Below are 12,607 nucleotides of genomic sequence, written 5' to 3'. Positions count from 1 at the left end.
GCGAATGTCGCTGCTTGAAACTGTTATGAGGCCGAATTTACCTCAATGCGCCCGACGCGGGTTAACGTGACAACACCCTGAGAAGGTACTCTTCCCCTCCACGATTGGCCGACTGAAGGCTCATTGCGAAGGTCCCAAGCATAAGCTCGCTTCACTAGGGCCTGTTAGCGTCTGAGTGCGTTGTCGTCCTTTGAGTGAAGGGACGATGATGCTGACGGATGTGCAATGGACGATGCTGGAGCCCCTAGTCGAAGCCTGTCGGCCACATGCCAAAGTGCCTCCGTCCCATCTCCGGCGCACCATGAGCGCCATTCTGTGGCGGCATGAGAATGGAGCCAAGTGGAGGGCTCTACCCGCTGAGCTTGGGCCCTGGTGGATGGCCGCTCAGACCTTTATTCGCTGGGCTCGTCTTGGTGTCTGGGAGCGCCTGCTGAGTCTGGTGCAAGAACGGGGCATTCAACTCGGCATGACATTCCTCGATGGCACGAATGTGCGGGCTCACCAGAAAGCGGCGGGTGCTGCCCGAAAGGGGGCTCTCAAGCTCAACGAGACCATCGTCAGGCGCTTGGCCGCCTCATCCTGAGCCTGTCGAAGGACACGTGGCGGCTACGGCACCAAGGCTTGCGTGATTGCCGACAGCCTGGGACGGGCAATTGCCTTCCGGATTGCACCCGGTCAGGCCCATGAGCTGCCGGAGGCCATCCCGCTCCTGGAAAAGCTACCGGGCGTGCCCGCCTGGGTGGTGGCCGATCGCGGCTACACCAGCCACAGCTTCCGCGAGTACATCTGGAGCATGGGAGCCTGACCGGCGATCCCGCCGCAGCGCCATGAGGCACCGGTCGCCTGCCCCCACTGGATCTACAACAACCCCAATGTCGTCGAGCGCCTCTGGGCCAGGCTCAAAGAGTGGCGGGCTGTTGCAACCCGCTATGAGAAGACCGCACGCTCCTTCATGGGTGTGCTTTGTCTCGCAGCTACTATCGATTGGATCAGGCGCTAACACGCCCTAGTGGTCCACTTTGAGTAGTCTCAGAGTTGCTAGATGACACGTATTTTGGGAGCCATTCACCAAGTACCCTGAGGAAGTTGCTATGGGCGGTTACGATCTTAGGCACTTCGGGATTGATGAGAGCCCCGAAATGACCACAGGCAGAAGGAAGCACCTTTATTAGCTCCTCGATAACGACCTTCACGGCGCGAGGGCTAGGATGCGGTCCAATGATAGTCAGGTCGTTGGGGGAGATGACGACAAACCCCTCTGGAGTCACATGGGCAGCATAGGCACACAGAAGCTTGTAAGCCTTCTCTCGTTTCTTTTCCGTCCACCCATCTCGCTCATCGAGTGCGACACGCACCTTGACTGGGCTAAACTGACGTTCGCGTTCTTTCGCTGAGAGACTAAGCCACTTCGTCAGAAGGGCGCGATCCTGCGAAAACAGGTCAATTAGAAACTCGACCTCCATCAAGTCCCGTACCATCGTTAAGGCCGGATGATAAAAGCCAGCTCTTGCGAGCTTCAAAGCCGCAGAACCCGAGTTCAGAAGGCGAACACCGAGACGAAGAGCCGTGACTTCTTCGGGGGTCTCGTGGGGCTGTTTGTAAAGCACGACTTGAAGGAAGCCTAACCCAGCGACGATAACCTTCATGTGTTCGAGTAAATCTTTATTACCATTAATAAAGACATCATTCTGCTGTTCAATCAGGCTCTCATCGCTCCACGGAAATAGACCCAACTTTTCGACCATCTGAACCTCTATCATTCTTGATTATGTTATAGATTAGAGTTCCAGCACCAGTCTTGTAAGAGATCCGCGCTTAGAAGAACGAGAGCAGCTAAGACGGCTGCTACTCGGAAAGCTGCTGATGAGTTCCGTGACGTCACGGAAAAACCCTGAGCCACAACCCACAGGACCGACAACTGGCACCGAGGGTGACCACCTCAACCCCAAGCCAAACCCAGATAGACGGACAAAAGCACCCTGAGGATGGTTAGACCAAGGACAGTCACCAGCGGGGCCACGAGGGATTTAAGATCGTGGGTGTCCATAGATCGACCCCACAGCGATGCCTTAAGTCAACGCTGAGGAGCCTGTTGAGTGCCTCAGCTTGCCTTCCGCTTATGCCTGTCAGGCGGCATGTCGGATCGCGCAGTCACGTTCCCAAATTCTCCGATCATCCGACTCTTGAGCAAGGTTCGGATTTGCTGAAGCTCCTTATCAACAGCCGCAAGGCGCTTGAACAGTTCAGCGTTTGACATTGCGGTTGAGGAAGAGCTTTCCTCCCTGGAAACTCGCTCATCAACCACACCTCGAATGTCCTCAAGGGCAGCCTCACCAACGCCAGGCGTCGCCAGCCAGTGCTTATCCGAAATCCGCGTCATCTCTCGGATGCTGGGGCGACGGCCCTGAAACTCACGAAGGATAGCTGTCCTCACCCGCGAAGAAACCAGTTCAAGAGGAAAAGGATCATCTAAGTTCATGCGACCTCCCGCAACTCGTATTGACCATTATCGCTACGTGTAATCTGGGCCAACGCGGGGCAAGAACCAGGCCATTCCTTGAACTGCTATTCGGATATACCTTTGATACCTAACCAAGCTGCACATAACGTGAGGCAAAACCAGGCTACTCACGCAGGATACGAAACCGTCTCCAGCAACCGGCTCACCACCTGTGTCCCCTTAGGGGTCAGCCAAGCGACCATCCTCCTGGGCTCCCTCGGGTCCCAGTCCTTGGCCACCAATCCCAGCCGTGGCTTTTCCTTCCAGGGCATCTCCCCTAGCGCGTCGAGGTTCCTTGAGAGCTTTGATAGGGCCACGTCTTTGGCATCAGCTAGTTCGCTCATAATTGAGAGTGAGCAATTCACCACATCTGATACCTTTCGAAAAAACCTGAGCCACAACCAACGGCGTCGACATCTGGCACCGAGGGTGATCTGCCTCAATCCCAAGCGAAGCCCAGATAAACAGCCACCAGCACCCCCGCTATGGTCAAGCCAACGGCTGCCACAAGCGGGATCACAAGAGATTTGAGATCGTGGGTGTCCATAGAGCGCCCCCCATAGCGATGCCTCAAGTGAACGCTTAGAAGCCTTTTGAGCGCCTCATACCAAGTCCCCTTGATCAGAACCCGTGTGCCCAATCACGCAAGCCAATGGACATGATCGTCCAAGGCTGGTCGACGAGCTTGGTCCAGGCCGCGCAGCAGTGATCAAGAATATCCGTGTAGGACGTGAAGACCCGATTGGAGATCCAGTTCTCCCTCAGATACTGCCAGATATTCTCCACCGGGTTCAACTCAGGCGCTTTCGCCGGGAGCGGCACCAGGGTGATGTTGGCCGGCACCTGCAGCTTGCGCGAGACATGCCAGCCCGCCTGGTCCAACAGCAACACGGCGTGAGCCCCCGGTGCCACCGCCTGCGCGATCTCCTTCAGATGTTCGTTCATGGCCTGGGTCGTGCAGCGCGGCAGCACCAGCCCGGCTCCCTTGCCGTGTGCCGGGCAGATCGCCCCGAAGATGTCGGTGGAGGCGGTTCTCAGATCCCGCGGGGCCGAGGGACGCGTGCCGCGTTTGGCCCACCGGCGGGTGATCTTGTTCTTCTGGCCGATGCGCGCCTCGTCGGCAAACCAGATCTCTAGCGGCTTGCCGTTAGCCTCGTGGGCCGCGATTTCCGCCACACGCGCGGGGAAACTTCCTAAGAAACTGCCATTGGTGGAACAGAGCCGGTCTCCTGCAGCACGTATCCGAGGGCCTTAGCCCGTCGCTGCAGGTTGGTGAGCACCCGATGCCGGTACCGCTCCTCGTAATACGCGGCACCGGGATCAGTGTAATCGAGGCCATGGCGCAGGGTGTTGTAGAACAGAACCGCGATCTTGCGGGCCGTCGCTGTGACCGCCTTGGCCTTCCCGATCCGGGCCGACAGGCGTCGGTAAAAGGGCCCCAGTGCCGTCTAGGTACGCCCAACCGTTGTTGCCGCAAGCCGCAGCAGTGCCGCCGCGCGATTGCCCGAGCGCCGGGTTCGCGCCGACAGGATCTTGCCCCCCGAGATCTTGTTCCCGGGCGCCAGGCAAAGCCAGGAGGTGAAGTGCTGGGCATTCGGCCAAGCCGACAGATCCGTCCCGCACTCCCCCACCAGCTTGAGCGCCAGGGTGGGCCCCAACCCGTGGATCTGGGTCAGGTCGACGCCCAGCACCGCATACAGGGCGGCCCGCACGTCAAAGGCAGGGGCGTTGGGCTGCTTCGTGGTGTGTCGGGCCGGAGGCAACTGGCCGGGGGGCTGTGCCGCGCTGGCCCGCAGCCGCTTCAGAACCGCTTCGATGCGCCCATCGCACGCCGCCACCTTGTCCTGATAACCATCGTAGAGCTCGAGCGCCTGAGTTAAAGCGAAGACATGTTCCTCGCGGGTGTTGCCAACCAGGGCGTGCCGGATCATCTCGGCTGAGGCGTGACAGCGAGGGTCGCGATGAGCAACCAGCACCTCAGGGTCGCGCTCGCCCGCCACGATCGCCCGGATAATCTTCATCCCGGTGGCGCCGGTGATATCCGTCACGACATGATGAAGTTGCAGGTTCATCTGCGTCAGCGCCTTCTGCATGTGCTGAATATGCGCGGCGGCATAGTCCAGCAGGCGCTCGCGTTGGCGCAGGTAAGCCCGGAGGGCGGCGAGATCGCCTTGAGGGCGGAAGCTCCCGCGCAGCAGGCCATATGCGTGCAGGCGCCGGAGCCACTGGGCGTCGCTCACGTCGGTTTTGCGCCCAGGCACATGTTTGGCATCCCGGGCGTTGACGAGCACCACCTCGAACCCGCGTTGCTCGAGCACTTCGTAGGCGGGGATCCAGTAAACTCCAGTGGATTCCATGGCCACCGTCTTCACGCCGCACTGTGCAAACCACTCGGCGAGCCGATGCAGGTCGCCCGTAAATGTGCCGAAGGAGCGCACCGGCTCTAGATCGCAGTCCGGATCGACCGCTGCCATGTGCATGGTGGCGCCAATATCGACAGCGGCTGCATGCGGGTGAATGAGGGAGATGTCCCGCTGCCTGCGGAACCGCTTCTGTCGCACCATGACACGTCCTCCTGCTCGGGCCGAGGAGGGGCTGGGCTGTGCGACAGTATCAACTTCCTAACCGGGATCGCCCTGGGGCGTCACCACTCTCAAGTCCGCATCAGCCCATGGACCATGTTTTTTAACGGGGTCTCACGCCACCAGAAAGCTTACGGCCGCTCCCCTCCGCTCCTATCCTAGAGCCAAACCCGTTTCTACGGCCACAGGCGGACGGCAAATCCGCGACGGTTTTTTAAAATCCGCCACGGCGGCATCGCTCTTGGCGTGATGACGCGGGCGGGCCGACAGCTTGCGATAGCCCAGCGCCCGCACTTCCCGGCTCAGGGTCTGCTTTGCGATCGGCACGTGGTATTCGTCCCAGAGCCACTGGATCAGATCCACCAGCCGCCAGCGCACCACCCCGTGCACCGCCGGGATTGGTCCGGCCTCGATCATCTGCACCAGATGCTGGCGATGCTGGTCCGTGAGCCTTGAGGGCTGGCCCGTCGGCTTGCGGTCGATGAGCCCCTCGGGTCCGTGAGCGTTGAACTTGAGCACCCAGTCGCGCACGATCTGCAGCGTCACCCCGCCGATCCGCGCCGCCTCGGTGCGCGTGCCTCCCTCATAAATCGCTGCCAGCGCCAGAAGTCGCCGCGCCTGGGCAGCATTCTTGGTTTTTCTGGCCAACGCACGAAGCTGAGATGCATCAAAGTCAGATCGCAGTGGGATCGGCATGGCGAACCTCCCGGGTTCACCAAACTGAATCACACCCACACCAGTCCGAGAAATCACAAACGAGTCAGTCCTTCAGGGAGCTGGTATCAGCTTGGTTTTCCCTTTGAGCCCTCGGGGAACGCAAGGTGGGCGCTCAGGACCTCAACAATACTCGCCACGTCCCCCCTTGGGATTGCGTAGGCGATAGGCCCGTAAGATGGATGGTCAAACGCCAAGAGCGAACCATCAATCTGGGCGACCTGAATATACCAGGGCGGGTTGAACACGGTCTCAACTGTCTGTCCATCAAGGGGCTGCTTGCGCGTTCCCACGACCATGCGCGATCTTGCCTGACCAAGTAGCTTTATGAGCTTGGTGAGTTGCTCAAGGTTTAAAGCAACAGGCGCTGATGGGCCTTCAGTAGGACCAATCTCGATGGTGACCGCCTGCTGGTCATCAGCAACCTTTATCCCGACCCGTGCTTCAGCCATCGTTGCGCCCTCCGTGGAGGATTGGGGCCTCTATCTGGGTAACTGTCACACGCACCAAAAACAAAGCCCCCTTAAGATAGGGCACTTTGAGGTCTGACCTGTAGGGGCAATTACAGGCCTAGGTTCGCGCACATGGTCACAAGATCAGGCGTGACCCCTTCCCTTCAGAAGGTCGACGGCTCTTCAAGGCACCACAGTCTCCAGCAGCCGACTTACCACTTGCTTCCCCCTAGGGGTCACCCAAGCGACCATTCTTCCGGGCTCCCTCGGGTCCCAATCTTTGGCGATCAGTCCAAGCCCTGGCTTTCTGCTTCTATGCACCTCCCCAAGTGCATCCAAGTTCCTTGAGATGCTTGAGAGAGCCACATCAGTGGCGATACTAACCAAAGACATAAGGGGCCGGCATGTTTGAACTCTCTCTTCCTCCTAAGCTCGTTGTCGGTAGGCACTTCGCCACGTTTACCTCCCTCGGCTTCTGAGCCGGGATCAAAGACAAGTGGGAGTGCTCATGGCATCCCAATGAGGGTTGGATCTCGGGCAAGGTTCCTAAAAATAGGGGTGCCATGGGGTTGCTGGAAATACCCAAGGATGAGATTGGAGAGAATCCGAGCGCGAAAAGTCGGGCCTAGGGTTGGATCCAGCCGTAAAGTTTAAGCCTAGTGACTGCCTTAGTCGCCCTGCTGGCACAGTCAGTGATGCTGCTGCTCGCCGAACCCCCGATCAGCTACTCCAAAGCCCTACCCCGCATTAGCTTCGCTCTCGGTGTCTACGGTGGGTTAGGACTCATTGGTTGTACTTACCTTGCCTACCATTTCGCACGGATTAGCTAACTGCTAGAGTACCTTAAGTGGAGTGTCTCTTGGCAGTTCTGGTTGATGCAACGACTGAGCATCACTTCCCGATTACAGTCATTGTTCCTGTTCAAACGGCAGCAAAGTTCCTCGGAGATGTAAGCGACAGCCTTAATCGATTGGGGCTCGTGTCAGGCGAACAATGGTCCCTGAATGCCGAGGTTGAGGGCGAGAATGTCCAACTTCGGTTTGCCCTGCTTTCACAAGAGGCAGCAGATCAACTCCAGGGCATTATCAGCGATCTTACCCCTGACGATCCCAATGTGCTTCAATCGGAGGGAGAGAACGTAGGCTTTGAGATCGGTGGCCCTGCCTCCGCTAGGTTTCTCGACGTGTTCAGGATCCCTAGAGACACCGAGATGCAGCCATTGAGATTCAAGGAGCCCACCGACCCCTGATCTCCGCTCTGATCGTGATGAGCCTACCGATGTCACAGGAGCGGTATTCCTGTCGCTCCCCTTCATCACCAGCGGCAATCTTGAGACTGGCGGGTACTCGCCCCCGCTCAACCATCGTCGCCCGCCTGTGGTGCCCCCTCCCCAAAAGCCCTGTCCATTGAGGCGATCAGCTCCTGCCCTAGCTGCCGTGGGTGAGTGACCTCAGGAGGGCTGACCAATGCGCACCCTAGCCGTTGCAACTATCCTCGGGGTTCTTCTGATCCCCCACCCCGCAGCCGCACAGGACCAGAGGCCTCAACCGCGCAAGCCACAAGCCTCCCCCTCTCAGACCTCCTCAGCAGCGGTTCAAGAAAGTGACGCACAGGCTGAACAGCGTAAGAAGGCTGAAGCACTCGAAAAGGCCCGCCAGCGCCGGATAGACCAACTGAGCCGAAGCATCTGTAGGGGCTGCTGAGAGATACGAAGAGAGCCCCAGGAGGTTCGCGGACCTGAGGCTCTCAACGTTCCAGAAAGACATCATGAAGGGCTCTCGCCGTGGAGATAACTCCGCTCTAGCCTTTCAGATCCATAGGGGCTGCCATGTGCGGCCCCTTCTCATATCTGGCTAGGGGAGTTGGACGCAGATGGTCAGGGCGACGGTCGCGGCTGCAATTGCGGTGGTCAGAAGCCCTAGGTCGATGGCTGAAGTCATCTGCTTGAACACGGGCTACCCCTGACACAACAATACCCAACAACGCGATTGCTGCGGTTCGGTTCCCACCTAGCTCCACGATGCCCTTTCCCGTATCGCCGTCTCGTCACCAGCGGCAACTTCTTAGCCGGAGGGACTCGCCACCTCGCGCGGCAGCAAACGCCTGTCTGTGGCAGTACCGCCCGGCCTTTAAGCTTGTCTCAAGAATACCTGCTTCATCCTAGCCTTGCTTTGAACGAAACTAGCCAAGGTCAACGCATAGCAAGGGACAGGAATGATGGATCACAGCGATCTCGTTGAGTTAGTATCTGATGACTTGACCCAGAGCGTCTCAAAGATGCTCGTCGAGATGGGCTCAGAGGATGGCCAGAGGTTCGCCAAAGAAGCTCTTGTCAGATTCGCTCAACAGGCACTCAGCGGCGCTCCTCGGGTTGGCAGCATGAACATCTCAACGTTTACAGACGGCGAGAGACACGCCCTGGCTCAAGCCTCTGCAATTGTTCTGGCAACCATCCAGGCAGATGCGTCAAGACCGCAGTAAGGCCGGCCCTAGCGCGAATAGCCAGCTCCATGAGCTTTCTCGTATAGCTCCCTCACGTTGATCATCACCTTGATACTCTTTCCGCCGCACTTTGAGCAGCGGAGGCGGAGAGACATGTCAGGCACGGGCAAGTCGTCTGGCCACCCATCGAGTGAGACCACAGCATCGTGGTGGCAGCCTCGTGCTTCACAGAAGACAGCCACCGTATGCAGACCTGATGCACGGTTGGTGGCAACTGTTACTGGTTAGATCTCTTTGCCGTTCTCATCGTAGGCTCTTCTTGGATTCCGGCGCGGTCTAGCCATAGGGGAACGGACGGTCGTGCAGAGCCCTCTTGGGTGGCATCGGAAGCTCTTTGAAGGTCTCTCCCATCACGGCACTTTTGATCACCCCTCGGCTGACGCCATAGTCTCGCGAGAGTTTGCCCCACTCGCGTTCACCCGAGGCGAACCTGAGGCGAGCTTCCAGAACCTGCTCTGTGGTCAGCTTCCGCTTCCGTACCGGCACAGCGAATCTCCATGAGAACGAAGAGGGAACATCTCACAGGGACTGCCGGTTCGTCGACAGGCCGGGGGGGAGGCTGTGGAGAATGTGGATTGAGGGCACTATGCGGGTTGGCTGGCGCTGTCCCCTCAGGACCTTCCTGGTCAGCCATTTGCGCTGTCGCCGTCACGTCACTGGCGGCGTTTCTAGGCTGACAGTTACTCGCCCCCATCCAGCCACCTTTGACTGTCTGTGACGCCCCCTCGTAAACCTCTAGACTACCCTCTTAGATCAACTGCTAAGGACAGGCCTGTCAGTTTCCCGTAGGTTTTCATTGGCCCACATAGCGGCCTGGGTGCGGTTGGCAGCCCCGATCTTGCGCAGGATGGACTTCACATGAACCTTGATCGTCGCCTCGGTGATGTCGAGTTTCCTCGCGATCACCTTGTTAGCTTCGCCACCCATGAGTGACTGCAAGATCACCGTCTCTCGAGGAGACAGCTTGTTCATCCGTGGATCAGCCGAGGTATGCTCATTGGAGGAAACAACCTGACCTTCACCGGCAAGCGAATGAGTGTGATAGAGGATAGACTGCAACACAGTTCCAGGCAAGACCTTTTCACCAAGGATCGTGAGTTCAAGGACCTTGAGGAGGACCTCGTGCCCCCGTGTTGTGAGACAGAAGCTATCGACACCAGCAGAGACGGCAGCCGTAATCAGTGCAATGTCAAACCTTTCGGCAACTAACACAACACGAGCGCTCGGATGGTGTCCTTTGGCATTGTGAACGAAATCTAAGGTCTGTTGGAGCGAACCACCCGCATCAACGATAAGCATTTCCGGAGCAGTTGGACCAAGTCCAACCTCTAAGTCAGCCACAGCAAAGCGTGTTTGGGACAAGAGTTGAGAAAAACCTGCCTTAAGCAGCACATTGCCGCACAACACAGCTGTTGTGATGGGCGGCTTCGAACAACTCGGATCGACAATGGCCTCACGACCAAACTCATCTCTCAACATCCCTACCCCCTAAAGCGCCGTCAGATCGTCAGCCGCAGGTTCTTCAATGAAGATAAATGTCCTGACGGAGCAAGGGGCAGACGGGCATGGTAACCACAAAGGGGTACGCACTACTACGTAAGAATGCCGTTACGGAAAGAGCCTCTTAACTTGTGCTCGAACTCTAAGATTTAGGGGTCACCAGTTCTTAATCCCTCCACTGCTCTAAACCGCTCCCCGAGAGCAGTTCCATTCCCGCCACCCACTCATTGAGGACACTATGTCGAACGAAGCCATCATCTTCACGGACGGTGCTTGCCTGGGGAACCCTGGCCCCGGCGGTTACGCAGCCGTGGTCATCATCGCTGGAGAAGAGCAGATCATCGTGGGACGGGACCGCTCCACCACGAACAACAAGATGGAGATGACAGCTGCCATCAAGGCACTTGAGGCAGTGCCTCAGGGTCTCCCCATCGTGATCCACAGTGACAGCCAGTACGTGATCAAGGGAGCGACTGAGTGGCTGCGTGGGTGGAAGGCCAGGGGCTGGCGAAAGGCTGATGGAAAGCCTGTCCTAAACCAGGACCTATGGCAGCAGATGGACTCGGTGATAGCCGGGCGGAAGATTACCTGGAAGTGGGTTAAGGGACATGCCGGTCACCCTGAGAATGAGCGGGTGGATGGGCTGGCCAACGGTGAGGCTCAGCAAGCAGCCAAGTAGCTCGTGCCATCGCCCACAGGTTCGTTTGCCTAACCGATGACGGCAACTGAGCCGTTCAGATGCCGTTCAAGGGTTTCAGCCGACCCTCCCTGCCGGTGCTGGACGATGCCTGTCGGTGTCGCCAGCGTACACAGGGAGGCTCTCATGTTGAGCTGGTCCAAACGAGCAGGTCCCACTGCCGCTTCGATCGCTGTTGCAACACTGTTAGGTGGGTGCGTTACAGGCACTGAGGTTTCCTACAGCGAGTATCAGTATGACCGCTATGGCGGAACTGAGCGCACCTATGAGCGCAACCTCTATGCAGACCCCTCCCGTGGCATTGAGGTTGAGAGATGTAGAACCGTCGCCAGACAGCACATCAACAGGTTTGGCGAGGAGGTTGTCAGACGAGATCGAGTTTGTGGGCCTAGTGGTGATATAGAAACGGCGGAACCCTGGGAGCGCCGAGCACCTCGCCGGAACCTCTATCCGCGCCCGATTGAGCCGCCAGAGGATGCCCCCTACGTCGAGTGACACACGCATGATCGACTTTACAGTCCCCTCGGACGCGACAACAGCAACCGAGGGGGACCACCGTTCTCAAACGATCCTTTCAACCGACAGTAGATCTAGGTCGCGAGTCAGTAGGTTGAATGTGATTTGATAGTCACTTACGCCACTGACTGGGAAGCCTGTATTTAGAGGAGCATCATCCGCTTCACCGAAGTCAACCGCGTCGTTCAAGGCGTTCAATGCTAAGTACTCAACAAATTCCTGTCTAACTGAGGTAGTCTCAACCTCGAAGTCGAACGTAAACACCCCCGTTTCGGGAGTCGGCTCGAACAGGGCACCGAGTGCTACAATCAGTTCCTGCTGGGGCAGGTTCTCAAGCCCATATTGGATGTCGCCCACAGCATCCTCAACGGCTGTTATGAGCAGGTTGGGTGAGAGGAAATGTAGTTTATCATTGATAGCAATCCGCCCGATCATCGCGAGGGTTGCACCACCAGCATAAAAACTGGCTTCAGGATCATAACTGGCATCTAACTTGATGAGCGATTTGACCAAGGATGCGTCAGCTTTCGCCTGTGCTCGATCATAGCGTTCACCAACATCGTTGGAGGCCACATCATGCCTGTAGAACAGATAGTCTAAAACGTCTAAGGGGTCCTCAGATTCTGATCCTAGTTTCGTCAGACGAGTTAGACTGAGTGGTCTGCCCGAAGACGCAGTAAGAAGTTTCCCTCCAAACTCGCCAGCAGAATAACCGCCGCCTCCATAGTTCCCATAGGTTGGCAGGTCTAATGCGCCCTCCGTGCCGACCGGAAGGACCTCGCCTGTTGAAGGGTCTACGGGAAATGTCCTCCCCCAATTGATCAAAGCCATCGTACCCTCGCATAAAAAGTGTCACGTGCACTACGGGGACAGCACAGCGGAGCAATATGGCTCGACCGTGTCAGCTTAGGTGGAGGAGCGACGGGGCATAGGTAGCAACCCTGCCGAGGTGCACCCGTGCCTGTGAACAGGCTTTTAACCTTGGCTGTTTGAAATGGGACTTACCGGGCGCGTTGCGTATCAGCTCGGTGTGGTGTGCTCAGACACCGCAGCGCCCTAGCCGAGGGTTGGTCTTGCTTCGGAACAATGGAGAGCACTTCTTATGATCCAGGAGGTGCTCCATGCCCCAGACACGCTTTACGAA

Annotated in this window: 9 protein-coding genes and 3 pseudogenes; 4 read left to right on the top strand and 8 right to left on the bottom strand. The window is 57.8% G+C overall.

What is annotated here, in order from left to right; all coding sequences use genetic code 11:
- Nucleotides 1-208 precede the first annotated feature (208 nt).
- Nucleotides 209-1,000, top strand: a pseudogene (locus JKL45_RS28115) (IS5 family transposase).
- On the opposite strand, the gene JKL45_RS28110 reads toward JKL45_RS28115, so the two are convergent.
- The 6 genes and pseudogenes from JKL45_RS28110 to JKL45_RS28085 form a co-directional block, all read right to left on the bottom strand.
- Nucleotides 990-1,745 (bottom strand): hypothetical protein, encoded by a 756-nt coding sequence (locus JKL45_RS28110; protein WP_201865090.1) that lies wholly within the window; start codon nucleotides 1,743-1,745, stop codon nucleotides 990-992. The pseudogene JKL45_RS28115 and the gene JKL45_RS28110 overlap by 11 nt on opposite strands.
- A 356-nt stretch (nucleotides 1,746-2,101) precedes the next feature.
- On the bottom strand, nucleotides 2,102-2,479 hold the full coding sequence (locus JKL45_RS28105; RefSeq protein ID WP_201865089.1) for a hypothetical protein: 378 nt from the start codon (nucleotides 2,477-2,479) through the stop codon (nucleotides 2,102-2,104).
- A gap of 642 nt (nucleotides 2,480-3,121) precedes the next feature.
- Nucleotides 3,122-3,703, bottom strand: a pseudogene (locus tag JKL45_RS28100) (IS630 family transposase); the annotation flags it as partial.
- A pseudogene (locus JKL45_RS28095) lies at nucleotides 3,694-5,064 on the bottom strand (IS110 family RNA-guided transposase). The pseudogenes JKL45_RS28100 and JKL45_RS28095, both read right to left, overlap by 10 nt.
- Nucleotides 5,065-5,235: 171 nt before the next feature.
- On the bottom strand, nucleotides 5,236-5,778 hold the full coding sequence (locus JKL45_RS28090; protein ID WP_201865088.1) for a helix-turn-helix domain-containing protein: 543 nt from the start codon (nucleotides 5,776-5,778) through the stop codon (nucleotides 5,236-5,238).
- Nucleotides 5,779-5,864: 86 nt separating this feature from the next.
- Entirely contained in the window at nucleotides 5,865-6,248 is a 384-nt protein-coding gene (locus JKL45_RS28085) for a hypothetical protein (RefSeq protein WP_201865087.1), read from the bottom strand.
- An 859-nt stretch (nucleotides 6,249-7,107) separates the two neighbouring features.
- On the opposite strand from JKL45_RS28085, the gene JKL45_RS28080 reads away from it, so the two are divergent.
- Entirely contained in the window at nucleotides 7,108-7,497 is a 390-nt protein-coding gene (locus tag JKL45_RS28080) for a hypothetical protein (protein WP_201865086.1), read from the top strand.
- A 965-nt stretch (nucleotides 7,498-8,462) separates the two neighbouring features.
- Nucleotides 8,463-8,729, top strand: a complete 267-nt coding sequence (locus JKL45_RS28075; protein ID WP_201865085.1) for a hypothetical protein — start codon at nucleotides 8,463-8,465, stop codon at nucleotides 8,727-8,729.
- Nucleotides 8,730-9,503: 774 nt separating this feature from the next.
- On the opposite strand, the gene JKL45_RS28070 is transcribed toward JKL45_RS28075, so the two are convergent.
- Nucleotides 9,504-10,229: a LuxR C-terminal-related transcriptional regulator gene (locus tag JKL45_RS28070; RefSeq protein ID WP_246499056.1), complete on the bottom strand. Its 726-nt coding sequence runs from the start codon at nucleotides 10,227-10,229 to the stop codon at nucleotides 9,504-9,506.
- A 259-nt stretch (nucleotides 10,230-10,488) separates the two neighbouring features.
- On the opposite strand from JKL45_RS28070, the gene rnhA reads away from it, so the two are divergent.
- Nucleotides 10,489-10,929: a ribonuclease HI gene (rnhA, locus tag JKL45_RS28065; protein ID WP_201865084.1), complete on the top strand. Its 441-nt coding sequence runs from the start codon at nucleotides 10,489-10,491 to the stop codon at nucleotides 10,927-10,929.
- Between the two features lie 579 nt (nucleotides 10,930-11,508).
- On the opposite strand, the gene JKL45_RS28060 is transcribed toward rnhA, so the two are convergent.
- Entirely contained in the window at nucleotides 11,509-12,294 is a 786-nt protein-coding gene (locus JKL45_RS28060; RefSeq protein ID WP_201865083.1) for a hypothetical protein, read from the bottom strand.
- Nucleotides 12,295-12,607: the final 313 nt, after the last annotated feature.

Source organism: Microvirga soli (genome assembly GCF_016734765.1).
In the GTDB taxonomy this organism is placed as follows: Bacteria; Pseudomonadota; Alphaproteobacteria; order Rhizobiales; family Beijerinckiaceae; genus Microvirga; species Microvirga soli.
Note: the sequence above shows the minus strand (reverse complement) of the source record. Positions and strands in the feature narration are given on the sequence as shown.

Excerpts from the sequence above, each read along its gene's own strand:
- rnhA (WP_201865084.1), top strand. The coding sequence starts at position 10,489 with ATGTCGAACGAAGCCATCATCTTCACGGACGGTGCTTGCCTGGGGAAC.
- JKL45_RS28060 (WP_201865083.1), bottom strand. The coding sequence starts at position 12,294 with ATGGCTTTGATCAATTGGGGGAGGACATTTCCCGTAGACCCTTCAACA.
- JKL45_RS28070 (WP_246499056.1), bottom strand. The coding sequence starts at position 10,229 with ATGTTGAGAGATGAGTTTGGTCGTGAGGCCATTGTCGATCCGAGTTGT.
- JKL45_RS28085 (WP_201865087.1), bottom strand. The coding sequence starts at position 6,248 with ATGGCTGAAGCACGGGTCGGGATAAAGGTTGCTGATGACCAGCAGGCG.
- JKL45_RS28075 (WP_201865085.1), top strand. The coding sequence starts at position 8,463 with ATGATGGATCACAGCGATCTCGTTGAGTTAGTATCTGATGACTTGACC.
- JKL45_RS28090 (WP_201865088.1), bottom strand. The coding sequence starts at position 5,778 with ATGCCGATCCCACTGCGATCTGACTTTGATGCATCTCAGCTTCGTGCG.
- JKL45_RS28110 (WP_201865090.1), bottom strand. The coding sequence starts at position 1,745 with ATGGTCGAAAAGTTGGGTCTATTTCCGTGGAGCGATGAGAGCCTGATT.
- JKL45_RS28105 (WP_201865089.1), bottom strand. The coding sequence starts at position 2,479 with ATGAACTTAGATGATCCTTTTCCTCTTGAACTGGTTTCTTCGCGGGTG.